Source organism: Pelagicoccus enzymogenes, from assembly GCF_014803405.1.
GTDB lineage: Bacteria > Verrucomicrobiota > Verrucomicrobiia > Opitutales > Opitutaceae > Pelagicoccus > Pelagicoccus enzymogenes.
Map to the genome: position 1 here is coordinate 80,429 of NZ_JACYFG010000060.1, position 17,970 is coordinate 98,398.

18 protein-coding genes are annotated in these 17,970 nt (G+C 55.9%); 10 read left to right on the top strand and 8 right to left on the bottom strand.

Going from position 1 to position 17,970, the window contains the following annotated elements:
- Nucleotides 1-76 precede the first annotated feature (76 nt).
- The 5 genes from IEN85_RS22845 (at nucleotide 77) to IEN85_RS22865 (ending at nucleotide 3,471) form a co-directional block, all read left to right on the top strand.
- The gene (locus IEN85_RS22845; protein ID WP_191619440.1) at nucleotides 77-859 is read left to right on the top strand and encodes an MlaE family ABC transporter permease; all 783 of its coding nucleotides are present in this window, start codon (nucleotides 77-79) and stop codon (nucleotides 857-859) included.
- A gap of 29 nt (nucleotides 860-888) precedes the next feature.
- Nucleotides 889-1,572: an ABC transporter ATP-binding protein gene (locus IEN85_RS22850; RefSeq protein ID WP_224772880.1), complete on the top strand. Its 684-nt coding sequence runs from the start codon at nucleotides 889-891 to the stop codon at nucleotides 1,570-1,572.
- A 21-nt stretch (nucleotides 1,573-1,593) separates the two neighbouring features.
- The gene (gene mlaD, locus IEN85_RS22855) at nucleotides 1,594-2,052 is read left to right on the top strand and encodes an outer membrane lipid asymmetry maintenance protein MlaD (RefSeq protein ID WP_191619442.1); all 459 of its coding nucleotides are present in this window, start codon (nucleotides 1,594-1,596) and stop codon (nucleotides 2,050-2,052) included.
- A 64-nt stretch (nucleotides 2,053-2,116) separates the two neighbouring features.
- A complete protein-coding gene (locus IEN85_RS22860; RefSeq protein WP_191619443.1) occupies nucleotides 2,117-2,722 on the top strand; it encodes an MlaC/ttg2D family ABC transporter substrate-binding protein in 606 nt (201 codons plus the stop codon).
- Between the two features lie 5 nt (nucleotides 2,723-2,727).
- Nucleotides 2,728-3,471: an MlaA family lipoprotein gene (locus IEN85_RS22865; protein ID WP_191619444.1), complete on the top strand. Its 744-nt coding sequence runs from the start codon at nucleotides 2,728-2,730 to the stop codon at nucleotides 3,469-3,471.
- Between the two features lie 12 nt (nucleotides 3,472-3,483).
- Here the strand turns inward: IEN85_RS22865 and IEN85_RS22870 are convergent, their stop codons facing one another.
- The 3 genes from IEN85_RS22870 to ald form a co-directional block, all read right to left on the bottom strand.
- Nucleotides 3,484-3,834, bottom strand: coding sequence for an ExbD/TolR family protein (locus IEN85_RS22870; protein WP_191619445.1), 351 nt, complete (start codon nucleotides 3,832-3,834; stop codon nucleotides 3,484-3,486).
- Between the two features lie 217 nt (nucleotides 3,835-4,051).
- Complete coding sequence (locus IEN85_RS22875; RefSeq protein ID WP_191619446.1) at nucleotides 4,052-6,670, bottom strand: zinc-dependent metalloprotease; 2,619 nt, start codon at nucleotides 6,668-6,670, stop codon at nucleotides 4,052-4,054.
- Between the two features lie 74 nt (nucleotides 6,671-6,744).
- The gene (gene ald, locus IEN85_RS22880) at nucleotides 6,745-7,860 is read right to left on the bottom strand and encodes an alanine dehydrogenase (RefSeq protein ID WP_191619447.1); all 1,116 of its coding nucleotides are present in this window, start codon (nucleotides 7,858-7,860) and stop codon (nucleotides 6,745-6,747) included.
- Between ald and IEN85_RS22885 the strand changes: the two genes are divergently transcribed.
- Together IEN85_RS22885 and IEN85_RS22890 are read left to right on the top strand one after the other, a co-directional pair.
- Nucleotides 7,859-8,158 (top strand): hypothetical protein, encoded by a 300-nt coding sequence (locus IEN85_RS22885; RefSeq protein WP_191619448.1) that lies wholly within the window; start codon nucleotides 7,859-7,861, stop codon nucleotides 8,156-8,158. The genes ald and IEN85_RS22885 overlap by 2 nt on opposite strands.
- A complete protein-coding gene (locus tag IEN85_RS22890; protein WP_191619450.1) occupies nucleotides 8,145-8,480 on the top strand; it encodes an energy transducer TonB family protein in 336 nt (111 codons plus the stop codon). The genes IEN85_RS22885 and IEN85_RS22890 overlap by 14 nt, the downstream gene beginning before the upstream one ends.
- 228 nt (nucleotides 8,481-8,708) lie before the next feature.
- Here the strand turns inward: IEN85_RS22890 and IEN85_RS22895 are convergent, their stop codons facing one another.
- Entirely contained in the window at nucleotides 8,709-9,923 is a 1,215-nt protein-coding gene (locus IEN85_RS22895) for an MFS transporter (protein ID WP_191619452.1), read from the bottom strand.
- A gap of 180 nt (nucleotides 9,924-10,103) precedes the next feature.
- Between IEN85_RS22895 and IEN85_RS22900 the strand changes: the two genes are divergently transcribed.
- The gene (locus tag IEN85_RS22900; RefSeq protein WP_191619453.1) at nucleotides 10,104-13,565 is read left to right on the top strand and encodes a PKD domain-containing protein; all 3,462 of its coding nucleotides are present in this window, start codon (nucleotides 10,104-10,106) and stop codon (nucleotides 13,563-13,565) included.
- Nucleotides 13,566-13,568: 3 nt separating this feature from the next.
- Here IEN85_RS22900 and IEN85_RS22905 read toward each other — a convergent pair whose 3' ends face one another.
- Genes IEN85_RS22905 through IEN85_RS22920 form a run of 4 tightly spaced genes read right to left on the bottom strand, consistent with a single transcriptional unit; the run spans nucleotide 13,569 to nucleotide 15,500 of the window.
- Nucleotides 13,569-13,805 carry a zinc ribbon domain-containing protein gene (locus IEN85_RS22905; protein ID WP_191619454.1) on the bottom strand — a complete coding sequence of 79 codons (237 nt, stop codon included), beginning with the start codon at nucleotides 13,803-13,805 and terminating at the stop codon, nucleotides 13,569-13,571.
- Entirely contained in the window at nucleotides 13,802-14,044 is a 243-nt protein-coding gene (locus IEN85_RS22910; protein ID WP_191619455.1) for an RNA-binding S4 domain-containing protein, read from the bottom strand. The genes IEN85_RS22905 and IEN85_RS22910 overlap by 4 nt, the downstream gene beginning before the upstream one ends.
- A gap of 43 nt (nucleotides 14,045-14,087) precedes the next feature.
- Nucleotides 14,088-14,774 (bottom strand): hypothetical protein, encoded by a 687-nt coding sequence (locus IEN85_RS22915; protein ID WP_191619456.1) that lies wholly within the window; start codon nucleotides 14,772-14,774, stop codon nucleotides 14,088-14,090.
- A 3-nt stretch (nucleotides 14,775-14,777) separates the two neighbouring features.
- Nucleotides 14,778-15,500 carry a spermidine synthase family protein gene (locus IEN85_RS22920; protein ID WP_191619457.1) on the bottom strand — a complete coding sequence of 241 codons (723 nt, stop codon included), beginning with the start codon at nucleotides 15,498-15,500 and terminating at the stop codon, nucleotides 14,778-14,780.
- Nucleotides 15,501-15,706: 206 nt separating this feature from the next.
- On the opposite strand from IEN85_RS22920, the gene IEN85_RS22925 reads away from it, so the two are divergent.
- Nucleotides 15,707-17,485, top strand: coding sequence for a DEAD/DEAH box helicase (locus tag IEN85_RS22925; RefSeq protein ID WP_191619458.1), 1,779 nt, complete (start codon nucleotides 15,707-15,709; stop codon nucleotides 17,483-17,485).
- Between the two features lie 213 nt (nucleotides 17,486-17,698).
- A partial coding sequence (locus tag IEN85_RS22930; RefSeq protein WP_191619459.1) for a rhodanese-like domain-containing protein occupies nucleotides 17,699-17,970 on the top strand: 272 nt, incomplete at its 3' end.

A 17,970-nucleotide genomic window follows, 5' to 3' on the forward strand; every position in this document is an offset into this window, starting at 1 on the left:
CTTTTGTTGCCTCCTCAGCGAATCTACCGAATCGATAGGACTGACCATTCGTTCAAGGCAGAATCGCAGACTTCAAATGATCAGCAAAATAGGCAGGCAAAGCATCCGCTTGGTGAGCGAGCTGGGGGAACTGGCAGGATTTTCCGCGAACGCGACTGTGTCCTTGCCGGGCCAGCGTCACGTGCTCGAGAAGCTGACCCGCTCCCTCTTCGAGATCGGCGTGCGCTGCGTGCCCATCACTTTGATCGTAGGCCTCTTCACGGGCCTCGTGCTCGGATTGCAGCTGTATTACGTCCTTACGAAGTTCAGCTCGGAGAGCTTGCTGGGGCAAGCGGTCGCCCTTTCCATCATTTTGGAAATCGGGCCTGTCTTCACCGCGATCATGATCGTGGGACAAGCAGGCAGCGCCCTTTCGGCGGAAATTGGCATCCAGCGAAACGCCGAACAGATCGACGCCCTGAAGACGATGCAGATCAACCCGATCGGCTTTCTCGTGGCACCACGCCTATGGGCGGCAGTAGTTGCTTTTCCCATACTCACCACGTTTTTCGACTTGGTGGGGATCTACGGCGGCTACCTCACTGGAGTGGAATTGCTGGGCGTAGATCCAGGCGCCTACTGGAATCGCATCTACGACGCCGTTAGCCTGCAGAACATTTTCAATGGCCTGACCAAAGCGCTGGTGTTTGGGGTGGTCACGACTTTGATCTGCTCCTTCCAAGGCTACTACACGCACTTGAAGTCAGACATTCCAGGAGCCCGCGGCGTCTCTCAAACCACCACGAGAGCTGTGGTCTACTCCAGCATCGCCATCCTGATGTTCGACTACTTGATCACCTCCTTCCAAATGGGCAAATGAGCGAGGCGGCTACTTTAAAACTTCGCGGATTGCGCAAATCCTTCGGCGAACAGGTTGTCCTAGGCGGTATCGACTTGGACATTCCCCTGGGCAGCCACACCACCGTGATCGGCAAGAGCGGTACCGGCAAGTCCGTGCTCCTCAAGTGCATCTCCGGCCTGATGGAAGCCGACGCCGGCACGGTTACAGCCAACGGTTCCGAAGGGGCTCCTCCTTGCAGCTACATGTTTCAGCAGAACGCCCTCTTCGATTCTATGACGGTGGAGGAAAACATCGCTCTCCCGCTGCGAGAAAAGGGCAAGGCCAAGAAGGCGGAGATCGAGAAGCGGGTCTCCAGCCTGCTCGAGCAACTTGAGTTGAGCGCCGCTCGCAAGAAATACCCAGCCGAACTGTCGGGGGGGATGCAAAAGCGAGTCGCCTTGGCCCGGGCTCTGGTAACCAATCCAGAAATCATCCTTTTCGACGAGCCGACAACGGGACTCGACCCGCAGCGCAAGTATCGCGTCTTCGACATGATCCGCAGCTACCGCAAGCGCTTCGGCTTCACTGTGATCATGGTGAGCCATGACGTGCCCGAAGTCTTCGAGATTTCCGACCGCATCGCTTGGCTGGACGGAGGCGAAATCAAGTATTGGGGAACTCCGGACGCTCTGCTCTCCGATTCTCCCGAAGACCTAAAACTCTTCCTCACTCCGCAGCTTTCGACCGAATAGGTACCCTTCCTTCTATCCAAAATGAACAGCAAGAAAATCGACTTCTCCGTTGGCCTCTTCGTCCTCGTAGGCTTGGCCGCAATTGTCTACATGGCCGTGCAAATTGGAGGTGGCCGCTTCTTGGGCAACGACAGCCAAAAGGTTACCGCCGTCTTCACCAACATCGGCGGGCTCAGCTCCGGGAGCAACATCACCATCGCTGGAGTGAAAATCGGTACAGTCGGCCCCATCACCTTGAACCCGGAAACGCTGAAAGCGGAAGTCGCGCTATTGATCGACGAGGACATTGAGCTCTGGGACGACGCCACTGCTGCCATCAAGACCAACGGTTTGATCGGGGACAAGTACATCTCCGTTTACCCCGGAACAAAGATCGAAGGAATCAGCAGCCCATTGAGCGGCCCAATCGTCGACACGGAACCGGCAATCGATATCGAAAGCTTGATCAGCAAGTTCGCATCCGGATCCGTCATCGAATAACAGTACTCTCACCTAAATCATAACCGAGCCCAAAGCGTATAAGCTACCAAGCCACATGCACTCCATGAGTCCACGCATATTTTTGAACGTATTTGCCCTTTTCTGCTTCGGAATAGCTTCCCTCGCCCAGGCAAACGTTGAAACGGATCCGCAAAAGCAATTGGAGAAAACCATTTCCTCGGTCATCGACATTTTGCACGACACCGAAGCCCGAGGCGTAGAGGAAACGCGGAAGCAAATCCTCAGCGAGCTGGAGAAGAGCTTTTCCTTCGAGATTATTATTCGGCGCACCCTTGCCCGCAACTGGAACCAGTTGAGCGAAGCTCAACGCGATCGTATCACGGTTCTCATTACGGATTTATTGATCAAGGCCTACACGCACGAGCTCGCAGGGGCGGACAAGCCGAAAATCAATTTCCTCAAGACCGATGACCTCGGCTCCAACAAGATCGAAATCTTCACGACGGTTTCCTACAAAAACACGTTTGTATCCGTAAACTACCGACTCGCTAACGTGAAGTCCCAAGGCTGGCAAGTCTATGACATCTTGATCGAGGGAACCAGCATTGTATCCAACTACCGGGGACAGTTTGACGAGTTCCTGCAGACCAAGACTCCTGAGCAACTACTCGAGCTCATCGAGTCTAAAATAAAAGAGTACGACAAATAGCGCAAATGAAAGCTTCTCGCACGATCCTGACAGCTGTTACCGTTGCGATCACCGCGTCCCTCGCTCCCGCCCAAGAGGACGGACTGGATATGGAAGACCTCTTCGAGGAAGACTTCGAAGAGACCGTCGTGCCTCCCATCAACGACCCCTTGGAGGGGCTGAATCGGGCGATCTTCCGTTTCAACGACGTCGTTTACAGCAAGGTCGCAAAGCCATTCGCCCGCACTTACGCGAAAGTGGTTCCCGACCCCGTGGAAAAAGGGCTAGGCAACGTCTTCGACAACGCCAAATTCCCTTCCCGCTTCGTAAGCAACGTGTTTCAAGGTCGCTTCGGAAACGCGGGAAAAGAAACGGGACAGTTTTTGGTCAACAGCACTGCAGGGCTCGGAGGCATCTTCAAAATCTCTGACGAAATGCCTGAACTGCAGACCAGCAGGGAAGACTTCGGACAAGCGATGGGCTCATGGGGAATGGGGCATGGATTCTATCTCGTCATCCCATTTATGGGCCCCACCAGCTTGCGCGATTTCGCCGGCGATTTCGTGGACGACACAGTGGAACCGCTCCCCGAACCAGCTTCCTTGATCGACGACGACAGCGATCGCATGACTTTGCGGATCGTAGAGTTCACCAATCGCCTTCCAGCCCTGATGGATCTCTACGACTCCATGCGACGTTCCGCAATCGATCCCTACGTTTCTGTGCGGGATGCCTACACGCAGCGTCGCGCCCGCCAGGTCGCGGAGTGAGTACCGAAGTCGTCATTCCGTCGCGCTTCGAGCGGTTTTGGTAACGACCTTCTCGACTTCCAAGGCGGAACAAATGTCGAGTATTTCGGATACGGCGGAGACTTTGGTTCTCTCGTGAGCTTCGATGATCACGGATCCTGAGCCGCCTCCATTTCTCTCGTTAACGATGGCAGATGCGATTGCATCCTTCGCGATTTCGCGATTCCGATAGTATACGGATCCACCCTCGCTAACTCGCAACACAACGGGCTCGCTGTCGTTTTCGATGGTGGGCGGAACCGGTGTTGGGGTGTCGATCCCCAAGCCGCTCTCGTCGACGAAAACCGTCGTTACGATGAAGAAAATCAACAAAATGAAAACCATGTCGATCAGTGGCGATATGTTGATTTCTGGAGATTCGGTCTCCCCTTCTCTTTGTTTCCCTTTTATGTCTTACAATTGTAAGACTTAAACGCCGCAAGTCAAACGGCGTAGCGCTTTTCCGTTGCCTTATGAATTCCGGAGGAACGCTCGTCGTGACCCCCGTACTGAACAGCGTGGGGTGCAGCGAGCGTCCAGGTGCGAGGGCAGGAAGCGTCCCTTACTTCTTAGGATCCGGAGGCAGCAGCTTCAACAGACCTTGCTGTTGCAGGTACCACTCACGCAGGGAGCGCGACAAGATCTTATCGTCGAAATCCTTGAAAAGACCGATGTTCAGTGATCCTTCAACTGCGTTTTTAAGCTCTGCGTGAATCGACTGCTTCGCCTCTTTCGACCAAGACTCGAAGGAGCCCGTCTTGTCGTTCAATGCCTTGGCCGCTGCCATACGCGTTTCATAGGCGTATTCAAAATCCGGAACTTCTACGTACGCTTTGTCGACTTTCCCTTTGATGGTCGGCTTCTTTTCCCTCTTCAAAATGACATACTTTGCTAAAGCGATGATTCGCTTCTCCAAAGTCGCCACGCTGTCCTCATCGTCCAGGTTGCCCGTTGCCGCCAAACCTAGATCGCGCGGAGCATTCTCGAAGCGTTCCAAGGTCTGCAGCAGTACCGCCTCCTCAAGCTTCTCAAACAGCACGGAACTGCGCTCCACGATCACCGTCTTCTCTTCATCAGTCCAAGTGTAGGTTTCTCCATCCAAACCGACAAAAGTAGAGTAGGCCTCGGAATCCAACAGTTCCTCAAGCGATTCCTTGAGGACGGAAGCTTCGATTTTCTGCGCCTTCTCGAGGCGCTCGAGCTTGTCCTTGGACTTCAGCCCAATGCGAACTGGCAAATGGGCGAAGACGACTTGGTCCACCCCGCCAAGCGCCTCCAGGCTTTTCTCCAAGCGTTTCCAATGCTCGTCGAGCCGTTCCTCTTCATTGATGTCTCCCACGAAGGCGAATTCCCTTTCGACCACCAATGAACGGGTGGACTTGTCGAACCATTTAAGGATGCGATTAACCGGCTCCGAAAACCGTCGCGCGTAGTGGCTCACGCTGAGCTCTACCGCTTCAAGCTTCTTGCGATCGCGCGGATCCATGGGAGCTCTGCCTGCGATGAATCGTTCGATCACCGCATTGGGCAAGTGTCGGCTAGCTACGGAAAGGTCGCGATAGCTTGCCTCGATAGGGTCCAGTCCGTAGTCCCGCCGCGCTACGTCCGCATAGATTCCGCTTTCCTCCTCCGATCCAAAACTTAGCTCTCCTTCGAGTATTCCTTCGTCATCAAAATAGCCGAAGCGGATTGCGGCAGCGTCGTAAGCGAGCGCTTCATCGGCATTGGCGATTTTCCAACCATCGAAAATAGATGCCGCGAAAATGGGATATTCCATCACAGAGTTTCCGCTGCTCTTCTCCTTGTACTTTTCGAGATCAGCCCCCTCGATGAAGTCCTGCAAGAACTGGTCGAGTTCCTTTGGCGAAAGCGTAGCGTCGAGACTCGCTGCGAAATTGTGGCGCAAGCCGAGAACGTGCCCCACCTCGTGGGCTGTCACGTCGCGCACGTAAGCCTCGGCGATTCTTTGCACCGCCTGGTCGGATAGCTCCGACTGGGAAAGAACTTCCTCCAGGCCGTCCGCGAGCTTCTTGGCAAATTCTATCGTATCCATCCGACATCCCGCCTGGCCGATGTGCAAAGCGTGCAGCGCCTCATCCTCTCCCTCATCCTCCTTTTCCTTGGACTCATCCTCGTCGACCAGAGCGCGTAGGGACCGTAGCAGGCGTCGAGCGCGTTCGGTGCCTTGGAAGTCAAATGCGCTTGTGAGGTACGCCTGTCCGCGAATCATCTCTCCAGTAAGCGGATCGACCAAGGCGTCCGCGTAAGCAAAGCCAGCGAGGTCCCAAGGCACCCACTGCACGATATTTCTGCTGGGGTCGGGCGCAGTGACTCCCTCGGGCGCCATTCTCGCCTGGATCACCTCTTTTCCGAAAGCCTTGTTCCAGTACAGGATCCCCTCTTCCACTGCCTCCCGAAGGTTCTCCGGAGTATTGGCGCTGTAGTAAAACACGACCGGTTCGCTGACGTCGAATCGACTGATGTTCTGCGTCAGGCGCCCGCTCTCGAGCTCTATCTTGCTTGCCGCCTGAAAGAAGCGGAGGTGACGATTTTCCTCGGAGTTCAGTTCCTTTGCCTGAAAGTCGCTGCTGCGGTAGGGTTCGAGGAAGTAGCGAATCTCGTAGCGGGTCTCCAAGTCCGGATCGTTGACCCGGCTTCTCGCCTGAACGGCCTGGCGAATGGCGAGTATCCCATCCTCTGATACGACCTCGAAGACGCGGGCCTGCGGAAGCTCCGCGCTGCGCTCGAACTGTCGCGCGTCGAAAAGCGTGTCCATGCTGTACCAGTTTCCGTAGGCGAGCCGTCTCATGCCAGCGTTGAAGTCGATAACAATGTCGCTCCCCGAATCGTCGATAATGGGAAAGGTCGCCATCAGCCGCCTGGCCGGCAGGTCTTCCGTCACCACCCTGCCGCGGGTCGTCTCGTACATGTCGAGCCCGTCTTCGAATTGCTCGAAGAAAACGACGCGCCCCAGCATTCCCTTGCTCGTGGCGGCTACCGATTGCGGGATCAAGGAGGTCGAGAACATGTATTCCTTGCCCAGGCCGCTCTTCGGAATGGCGACTCGAGTCTTTTGCGAAACCTTCAGGGGAGGCCCCGCCTTCTCTCTCGCGGATTGCGCCGTGCAGGCCAGGAAAAACACCGCGATCGCGGACAACAAGAAGGACCTGAAAATCTTCATCGCGCGTATCCTTGCAGGGCACCGGGAATATTCACGCCCAAAATGGACAAAATCAGCGCTGCAGCTTTCCCCGTCTAATCTAGGAGCGTATCCAGTTTTTGGTACGGCAGCCCGAAAGCTTCTGCCACTGGTTGAAAGACGATTTTTCCGTAGACCGTGTTTACGCCGCTTGAGATCGCTTTTGATCGGCGGCAGGCCTTCTTCCAGCCTTTGCCCGCAATCTGCAGAAGGTAGGGAAGCGTGGCGTTGGTGAGGGCCAAGGTCGACGTCATGGGCATCGCTCCCGGCATATTCGTGACGCAGTAGTGCACGATGCCGTCGACCTCGTAGATTGGGTTTACGTGATTGGTCGGTCGCGAGGTTTCGGTGGAACCCCCTTGGTCGATGGCCACATCGACAATTACGGCCCCCTTTTTCATCAGAGCCAAATGCTCGCGTTTCACCAACTTCGGAGCCTTCGCCCCTGGAATCAGGACGCTTGAGATCACCACGTCAGCTTCGCGCAAGGCTTCGCGAATGTTCAGCGGATTCGACATCAGGGTAACCACATTGGGCGGCAACACGTCTGAGAGGTAGCGAAGCTTCTGCAGGTTCACGTCCAGGATAGAAACGCGAGCGCCCCAACCGGCCGCCATCTTGGCGGCATTGGTTCCTACGACCCCTGCTCCGATAATGACCACGTTGGCGGGAGCCACCCCCGGCACTCCGCCCAGCAAGACGCCTCGCCCCCCATGCTCCCGCTCCAAGTACTTCGCCGCCTGCTGGATGGCCATACGCCCCGCGACCTCGCTCATGGGCGTAAGCAGCGGCAGGCTGCCGTCTCGCTCCTGAATCGTCTCGTAGGCGATGGCGATGCAGCCAGAATTCGAGAGCGCCTGGGTGAGCTCCAGCGACGCAGCGCAATGGAAGTAAGCAAATACGATCTGTCCCCGCCTGATGAGCGAATATTCCTCTGAAACGGGTTCCTTCACCTTAGTGACCAATTCGCAGCCTCGCCAGACTTCCTCGCTCCCCTGCGAGAGCTTCGCTCCCGCCGCGCGGTAGTCCTCGTCGCTGAATCCGCTCGCCTCGCCCGCTTCTTTCTCCACCCAGACCTCGTGTCCTGCTGCCAGCAAGGTTTCCACGCCCGCCGGCGTGAGAGCGACACGATTTTCTTCCGTTTTGCGTTCTCTAACGACTCCGATCACCATGCTTAATCTTAAGCGCTTCTATACCGCTTCGCAAGTTGCTGACTGGGAGAGAGTACAGGCGCCTAGAGCCTTTTCGCTGGGCAGCGGTAGAGTCCGTTACTCAGAACCTGGGGTAAATGAATGTTTTTTGAGTAAAACGAGGTGTATTCCCCATCTTTTTCAACGCTTTTGCCACGATTTCGCTACGGAAGATTGGGAGGCTACCGATTTTTTAGAGCAGCAAGGGCTGGTACCTTGCGAACGTGAAAATCCCATCATCCCAACATCAACTGAAATCCATTACCATGAAGAAAATTAAGACTGCGATACACGCCTTATTGCTTGCCGCGCTAGCCTTTACTGCACTCCCAGCCCTCAATGCCAACGACTGGGATGAGCAACCATCGATCAAGAAGAGCGTGGCTCCGGACAATCCCAACAAGTTGGAAGGCATGGTGATGGCGACGATCAATATCGACGAGAAGGGATTCGTAGTCAGCGCCGAGATCGCCAAGTCAACCGACGCAGCGCTCGACTCCAACGTGCTCGACGCCGTTAAGCAATGGCGCTTCAACCCAGCCAAGAAGGGCGGCTCCGCGATCGCTTGCAAGATCAACGTCCCCTTCAAGTTCAAGGGTTAAAAGAACAGCGCGACGACTCACACGCTTTCCGACGCCTTCCCATTGGGAGGCGTCTTTTTTTGGTTCATCAACAGAAGCAGTAGAAATTGCTGGCAAAGTAGCCCGTGCAACGGTGGGAAGCGGCCTTGTCCCGCGATTTGCTTGGTTGAATCGTGCCGCAAGGGCACTTCCCACCGGAAAACTCAAAATTCCCGCAAAATGTTGATGAGCCCTTTTCTTGCTTTGTCTCTAGGCCTGCACTGGGCGTCCGCTACGCCGTAAGGTCACGTACATGGCGGATACGATCACGATGGAAACGAATACCAAGGAAGAGCCCACGATCGCGGTACCGGTAGCCCCCATTCCAGAAATCAGATAGAAGCCGAGAAAAGGGGCCAAGATCCCGCGAATGCCGGTCGTGAAGGTGTGCACGCTCATGTAGGCAGAAGCCCGTTCGGGTTTAGCGAACTTGGTGACCCACAAGCTCCAGGAGATGTTGGCGCCAGCCATGGCTGTTCCAAGTACCGCCGCCGAGGCGTAGATAACCCACATGTTGGCAGTCGTCAGGAAAAGAATGATCGAGAACATGATCATGGCATTGAGGACGATGCGCAGCAGCATGAAATCCAAGTGGTCGAAAAGGTAGCCCCAGACGCGGGACGTCAGGAAACGGAACGCGGCTGGGATCCCGATCGTCACCATCATGACCGTCAGTTTGCTGGCCACGATTCCATACTCTGGCTGCAGGAGGTACTCCACGCGCAGTGGCAGCACCATAAGGTTTCCGAAGCCGAGAAACATCCAGCTGACCAGCAGTACGCCGAACTTCTTGTCTTCGATCGCGTAGCCAAGGTTTTGCAGCGGGTTTTGGGCGACACCCTTGGGAACTGAACTGGACGGTATCCGCGAAACGGCGACGCCGGTGAGGATATAGGCCAAAGCGATCGCCAGAAAAACCCAGCGGTAGGTTTCAATGTTGGTGTCCAGTATCCATCCGCCCAGCACGCTGAAGCCAAAGGCAGCCGCCACGTTGACCATCATGCTGATCGATAGGTACGCTCCCCGCTTGTTGGAGGGATAATTGAAGGTCCAGATCTGCACCAGCAAGGGCATTGACTGAGCCGACAGCGCAAATGCGAAACAGGCTGGAATGAGGAAGCCCAAAAGCGTCTCGGCGAAACTCGCGATCGCGAGGGCAATTCCAGACAGGTAGGCGATCCAAGCCGTCAGTTGGCTCGCCGTGAAGTTCATACGCGAAAACAAGCTCAAGCTAAGCGGATTGCAAAGCAGCCCCAGCGGGCCAGCTGCGGCGATGATTCCCTTTACGGTATCAGGAGCATGAAAAATCCCGATCGCCACGATCAAGGCAAAGCCGCCATATCCCGTTTCCACGATCCCCGACAAGCCGCCCCGCACGCAATCCCAGCGGAAGGTCTGTTTCGTCTTTTGCTCGTCGGCTAACATGCGGGCCACCCTAGCTTAACGAACTGAACAAAAAAGAAAATTCGGCTGAGTGTCTCAGGACCGCCGACCCATTGGACGTTGTAAAAAAATGCATTCCAATCTAATCTTTTGCTATCTTTCGCTACCGTCCGGCCGATGAGGTCGAACTGAGCCCTCCGAAAGTCCTCGAACCTGTGCCCTATGAAGATTTGGAAAGCAAAACGGACCCTATTCACTCTCCTCTCCCTGACGCTGGTCGCCAGCTTTGCCATTCTCTTCCCGCTACTTGGGCCCGCTTCCAAAGATGCCTCAGCCCCTCGCCCTCGCTTAGCTCAGCTCGTCGAGGAGCTTGAAAGCTCCGGAAAAACGCTGCTTCAGCAATCGCTTGTCCTCGCGAACAGCGACACGGATATTCCCGAAAGGATCTTGGAACAAGCCCGAGCGAGAGCCGAAGCCATGTCGCAGTTGATGGAGTCCGACCCTCAACGCGCCCTCGACCTCGCCTTCTCTTATGCCGCGTACGCAAGCTTGCCCCCCGAAATCCAAGCTATCGTGGAACGCCCGTTCACAGAAATCGCCGACTATCGGGCGGTGATCATCTGCGACCATGATTCGAGCAACGACGACCAACGGCACTCGCTGCAATTTGCGGACGGACGCCGCTTACCCATATCTCGAAGTGACATACCTCGACTTTTTTTATCCAAGGAGAAGGTACCCCTGCAGGGGATAGAACTCGCCGGGAAAAGCGTCGTGCGCACCACGATTTTTCAAGAACTAGGTTCAGAGGATGCCGCTTGGGCTTCGGATCACCTTCCCTTGGCGAACGTCGATCCAGCAGCGGATTTCCTGAACGGCGCCAAAATAGATGCGGAACCTCTTGTGGCCGTTTCCGGTGGCTACCGATTCCATTTCGCCAGTTCCCAATCCATCGCCCAATTGGAAAGCCTCCTGGGCAAGCTCGATGCGCGTCCTGGCCTAGCGATTGGTAGCCCAGCTTTCCTCGCTAAACTCCCTCAAGAAGGCGCCCCGTTCAGTGCTGAGGCGTTCCAATTGGCCCAAGAAGTGGAAGCGGCACCGCCCCCTGACGAGGTACGAGACTACCTAATCATACGCGTCGCGTTCTCTGATCTGCCGGAAACTCCTTACAGCAAGGAAGATCTAGAAGCTTTGATCGATAACAACGTCGCTCCTTACTTGACGGAGTACTCGTACAACAAAACGACAGTTGATGTCGCCGTCACCGAGTCCGTCTATCAACTTGCCGCAAGTACCAGCTTTTCCAATACAGACGATCTTCATGATGCTGCAGTTGCGGCGTATATGGCAGACGGCAATGCGAATCCGAACTCCCAATACGAAGTCGTTTCAGTAATCTTTCCAAAACTGGATTTTGAGTGGACCCAATTCGCCGGTCTCGCCTCAGTGGGAGGTCGAGAACAGTGGCTGAACGGCAAGGCAAACGCCGAGACCTGCCTCCACGAGCTGGGACACAATTATGGTCTCGCCCACGCTACTTATTGGAAGTTCGACAATAGCAACGCAGCGTCCCTCGACCCCATCGATCCAAGCGGAGCGGAAATCGACTACGGAGACATATTTGACGTGATGGGAGATGGTGAGGTGCAAGTGGGACACTTTCACATGCCGGCAAAGCGGAGACTCGGTTGGTTGGATGAAAGCAACTTCGAGGACCTGACATCAGGAAACGATAGCGGCACTTACCGCGTCTATTCATTCGACAGCGCTGCGGCTTCCGGAATTCAGGCACTTAGGATTCCTAAATCCGGCTCTGAGCAGTACTACTGGGTTGGCCACCGCATGAAGTATCCCGGGATCCCGAACCTTTCAAGAGGCGCCTATCTCCTCTGGGAACGTCCAATTTCCTTCAATACACGTTCCATGTTGATTGATACGACACCTGGCTCTCCTGATGGAAGGACAGACGCGGGACTGGCTTTGGGGAGAACATTCTCGGATATCGCCTCCGGAGTCCATATAACGCCAGTCGGAGCCGGGCAGAACAGCAGCGGCTCCTATCTGGACATAGTAGTCAACCTCGGAGATTTTTCAGGAAACCAATCTCCCAGCGGTACCCTGACTGCATCCTCTACCGGGGAAGCTCGAAGCGAAGTGGCCTTCTCTTTTGAAGGGAGTGATCCAGATGGGGACTCGCTTTCCTATCACTGGGATTTCGGCGATGGAACGGTCGAAGTTAGTTCCGCTGCAGTGAATCACTCATTCCCCGTTGGAGGAACCTATACCTTGAACCTGACCGTGTCTGACATGAAGGGTGGCACTTATACCGCCAGCGCCACCGTCGAAGTGAGCGACCCCATAACCGAATTCACGAGCGCCAACATCGGTAGCAATTTAAACCTGCAGGACCTGGCGGCGAACGGCACCCACGTCGTTGCAGTGGGAACTCCCGGAGCTGTGCTGAGTTCCGCAGACGGAGCTAGCTGGACTCAGTCTGGAGGCTCCGCCGCTTTCAACAAATTCTTCTACGACGTGATTTGGACCGGTTCCGAATTTATGGCAGTGGGAGGTGGTTCGACCGGCACGACCTCTTGGACCGGTACTGTCATAATGTCCCCGGATGGGCAAACCTGGACAAGCGATTACACCACAAGCGCAACCGTAGGGTCACGCGGATTCGTGAGCGCAGCATACAACCCTCTGGCCAATCAATTCGCGGTTATTGCGAGTGATGGCAGCGTCCACCTGAGAGATGACCAAGGTAATTGGACGAGCAATTACCTCTACGGAGAAACGATTAACGTTTCTGAAGACGCAACCATTCTTTTCCGCGACGGAAGCTATTTGGTCGGAGGCTACCGATTCGGAGCTGACCCGATAGAGGATTCGCTGATACTGTTGCGATCCGCGGACGGCTTGATTTGGGAGGACCTCGCCAAGGAAAGCGGATTTGACAGCTGGAAAGGCTTACACGCCTTGGCCCAGCTGGGAGGGGAGCTGCTCGGAAGCGGCTTTGCTGCAGATATAAGGTACTCCACGGACGGAGGAGATACTTGGACCTCCAACCAGGAAACGCAGGACTTCGAGGCGGAATCTTTTGCTTGGGGCAACGATATCTTTTTTGCCCACGGCCTGAGGCGCAACACTGGCGCCGCGCAAAACTATCTTTCGACCGACGGGCGTAATTGGAAACCAATCACGACCAGCACCGGAACCGCTCCATTTAACGATTGTATCTTTTTCAAGGATACATTCATCCTAGCGGGGGATCAAGGTGCACTATTTCGTTCCTCGAGATTTGGAACTCTTTCGAACTCCCCCTTCCAAGCTTGGATCGTCGGATTTGTCTCGGACGAGTCTGAACAGGGGGCAGTCGCCAACCCCGACCTAGACTGGGCACCCAATTTCATGGAGTTCGCCCTCGGCAGCGATCCGTCGGACCCAGCCTCCATACCGACGCCCCCCTCCCTCACCCGAAACAGCGACGGAACGCTCACAGTGAGCATACCAAGATTCGCCAAGACCGACATCGTGCTTAGCCTCGAATGGTCCACGAACCTAACTGTTTGGTCCGACCTTTCCGCAACGATCTCGACCGACAGCGACGCCTTGCTAGAGCTCACGACGTCTCAGTCGTTCACGCAGGCCAACGCGGTCTTCATTCGCATCAAGGCTAACCAATAGCCGTCACCGGAAAACGAATACGTAAACCAGCAAAGCTACCAGGCCGATGCTGATGACCGTTCCCAGAAGGCGGCTATCGCTTTTTTCGGGAGCGAACTCCTCCGGCAACTCGATCCCGTCATAAATGGAATCTTCGTTCCATCCTGTCTCGGGGCAGCTGCCGCAGCTTTCGCAGGCCGCGGCCCCCTCTTCCACATAGTCACCGCAATTGGGACAATAGCCTGGCGGTTTGAAACTCATTCCGGCTTTGCCAAGATGGCGATTTCCAAGCCCGCCACCTGCACGCGATTACCGGCCACCAACTTGCGGCGCACGCGTTCCTCGACTTCGCCGTCTACGGAGACCAGGCCCGAGCTAATCACTTGCTTGGCCTCTCCCCCGCTCATCACCACGTTTTCGAACTTCAGCAGCTTGTTCAGTTCCACGTACTCGCCGCGGAGCGTCACCTCGCGTCGTTCACTTATCGACTCTTCAGACATGGCGGCAAACTACCAGCGAGCGGTTCCCCAACAACCAAAAACGTCAGGATTCGGCGAGGACCTTGTCCACCCGCTTCTTGCCGATAACGCTCACGAGCAGCACGAAAAAGCAGAGTACCAGTTGGAAGAGCGGCAGTTGCAGCGAGCTCGGCATAGAGTAAATGAAGGCGGTACCAGGAATCCATACTACCCAAATCGCAACCAGTACGCCCAAGACCTCTAGGAGGAAAAAATCCCGGTCGAGCTCTCTTTTGAACCGTCGCCAAGAAAACCCGCAATCCTTCCAGCGGTAGAGCAAGGCAGTCACCGGGGCCGACCAGACCGGGCAAAATACAAATTGGTCGAAGAGCACCTTCTTCAAGACCGTCAGCGCCTGATTATCGCTGCCGAACAGAATCGCCTGCATGCGGTACAGAAAATCGATCTCTATCCCCTTCCAGCTCCAAGCTCCAAGGAAGAAGATCCCAACTGCCCAAAAGTCGGATCGCTCCACCTTGCCGACGGAAACCAGATACAGGAAGGGCACGAGCCCTCCGAAAACCCCGGTAGTGACCGCGGAATACCAGTAGCCGTAATCAACTTTCACTTTCGCGATCCAATCGTAAGCTCCGCGAGCTTCCGGAACGAAGTAGTAAACGCCTACCACCACGCAGGCGATCGACTGCAAAACCAGCCCTGGCACTATGTTAACCCTCACCCCTTGGGCGCAGCGTTTCAGAAGGCGGCTCATCGGCTAGGCAAGCTTGGCCACGTAGACCGCTCCGCAAGATTCCCCCTTCGTGACGGGATTGGCAAACACAACCTTGTGGGCCTCCGCCTCCGCAAAAACTTTTTGCAGGTGCTTGGTGAAATCGGCCTCTGGCTCTCCATCCGCCCAAAGCGCAAATACGCCTCTCGGCTTCAGCCGCGTTGCCAATTCGCGCAGTCCCTCCTCCGTGTAGAATCGCGTATTGGTCTGATGCAGCACGTTGGTCGGCGTGTGGTCGATATCCAGCAAAATAGCGTCGTGCTTCTTTTCTGGATACAGGGGATCAAAGCTTTTGCTGACGTCTCGCGACATGCCGAAGAAGTCGCCGTGAACCAAGCGGCACCGCTCGTCCAAGTTCAAGGTCTCGCCCATGGGAACCAATCCGCGTTGGTGCCATTCGATAACAGGCTTCAGGTAGTCCACCACCACCAAGGAAGCAAGCCGCTCGTCCTCCAAAGCCGAAACCGCAGTATAGCCCAAGCCAAGCCCCCCGACCACCACGTCCAGGGCTTCGCCTTCCGTCGCCGCCAGGCCTAGCTTTGAAAGCTGCCATTCAGCCTCGTGATAGAGCGAAGACATGAGGAAGTAGTCCCCCAGCTTGACCTCGAAAATGTCCAGGTCTCCCAACTGAGGCAAACGCCGGCGGCGCAGCATCAAGTCTCCCAATTCGGTTGGCTGATAGTCCAGTTCCTCGTAGTCAAAACTCATCGCGGCACAACAAGGCCCGTTCGTCAGGCACAAGCCAATCCAAAAATAAACCTTGCTGTTTCTCGATTCCCTGTCATCCACGCCACCTTCATATCGTGAGCTGGGGCTACTTGTTGGGACATTTAAAGGCTGCCGGCTTATAAACAGATCGATTGGGGCTATGCAGGACGCATTCGCCGAGTCGGTCAACTAGCCAAACGCAGACCATGTCTGAACAAGAAATCGAACAGAAAAACTCTGTCCGCTTTGCGGATCTATCTCTAAGCCAACCGGTGCAAGACGCGCTCGTCGATATCGGTTACGAAACGCCGTCGCCCATTCAGGCGAAAGCCATTCCCGTCGTGCTTTCGGGCCGCGACCTCATCGGCCAGGCCCAAACCGGCACCGGGAAGACCGCCGCCTTCGCCCTGCCTCTGCTCTCTATGCTGGACGCCAAGGACGAAGGCCCCAAGGCCATCATTCTCGCACCCACTCGCGAGCTCGCACTGCAAGTTTCCGAGGCGATTTCCAACTACGGACGCAACCTTAAGAAGCTCGGCGTCACCGCCATCTACGGAGGCACCGACTTCACCCGCCAGTTCCGTGCCCTCGAACGCAAGCCCGCAATCGTAGTGGGCACGCCGGGCCGAATCATGGACCACATTCGCCGCGGTAGCCTCGACCTTTCCCGCATCTCGCACGTCATCCTCGACGAAGCTGACGAGATGCTGCGCATGGGCTTCATCGAAGACGTAGAGTGGATTCTCGAGCATACGCCTGCGGAGCGCCAAACCGCCCTTTTCTCGGCAACTATGCCGCCGCGCATCGCTGCCATCGCCAAGAAGCAGCTTAAGGATCCCGTAACGGTCGCCATCAAGGCCAGCACCGCGACGGTTTCGACCGTGCGTCAACGCTTCATCAAGTGCAACGGAATGCGCCACAAGATCGAAGTCTTGGGCGATCTGCTGGAGACCGAGGAACGCGACGCAGCCATCGTATTCACCCGCACCAAATCGGCAGCCAGCGAGATCGCCGACGAGCTGGCCTCATCCGGGCATGCGGTGGAGGCCATTCACGGCGACATCTCGCAAGGCAAACGAGAGAAGGCAGTTTCCCTGCTCAAGGAAGGCAAGATCGACATCCTAGTCGCAACCGACGTCGCGGCCCGCGGACTCGACGTGGATCGAATCTCCCATGTATTCAATTTCGACATACCGGATGACGCAGAGCCCTACATTCACCGTATTGGCCGGGCAGGAAGAGCGGGTCGAAGCGGCGAAGCTATCCTGCTGCTCACCCGTCGCGACTTCCGCAAGCTGCGCAACATCGAGGATACCACTCGCCAGCAAATGCAGCCCATGCCGCCTCCGTCGCGTGAGCTGATAGCCCAGATACGCCAAACGAAACTCGAGAAGCAGATCGGCGAAATCATCGAAGAAGGAAAGTTCAATCGCGAGCGGACCTCCGTAACCGACGCGTTGGCCAGCCTGGAAACCGACGCTGAAACGCTTGCCGCTGCCTTGCTCAAGATGCTGCAAGCGGGCAAGCCTCGCCCGTCCAGCTCCTCAGCTTCCCTCGACCGTGAACCGCGTCGGGAATCTCGAGGCGCTCGAGGTGACCGCGATTTCGATCGCGGCCCACGTCGTGAGCGGCCTATACGCGATCGTGATCTAGACTCACCTCGTAGTCGCCCCGAACGTGCGGAACGCCCCGAACGTCGCGGCGAAGCTCCTCCGCCAGCGGGCGACATCGAACGCTACCGTGTGGAGGTAGGCCACAATCACCAAGTGAAGCCCGGAAATATCGTAGGCGCCATAGCCAACGAATCCGGACTGGATGCCAAGTTTATTGGTCGCATCGAAATCTACGACGACCACAGCACCGTGGACCTTCCCAAGGGAATGCCCAAGGAAGTGTTGAAGTTGCTCAAGAAAGCCTGGGTATCCGGCCAACAACTACAGATGTCTCGCGTCGGAGAAAAGCGCCGCAACCACTTCGACAAATAGTAGGATCTTCTTAAGCCGTTCTCGGGAAATCGCGGGAACGGCTTTTTCGTTTAATCTGACAGTGAACAGCATGGAACAAGAGGACATCAGGCGCTGCACGGAATGCGGGGGAAGCTTACCCTCGGAGAGCAATCTTCCGCTTTGCGACGATTGTTTCACCGCTTCCTGCGACAGCTGTTGCGCTGACGATTGCGAGTAACTTACCTTACGATCATGCCACGCTTCCTCGTTTTCCTACTGTCCCTAGGCCTTTTCGCTGCGCTCGCGAAGGCCGATGTCGAACAGGCAAGCCCACAACGCTTTTCATCCCTGATCCAGCAAGACAACGTGATTTTGGTCGATGTCAGGACTCAGGCTGAGGCCGATAGCGAGAAGCTGGCAGGCGCCCAAGTGATTGACTTCTACGCTAGCGACTTTGCGGAACGCATCCAAGAGCTCCCAAGGGACAAGACCCTGCTGCTTTACTGCCGCTCCGGAAACCGCAG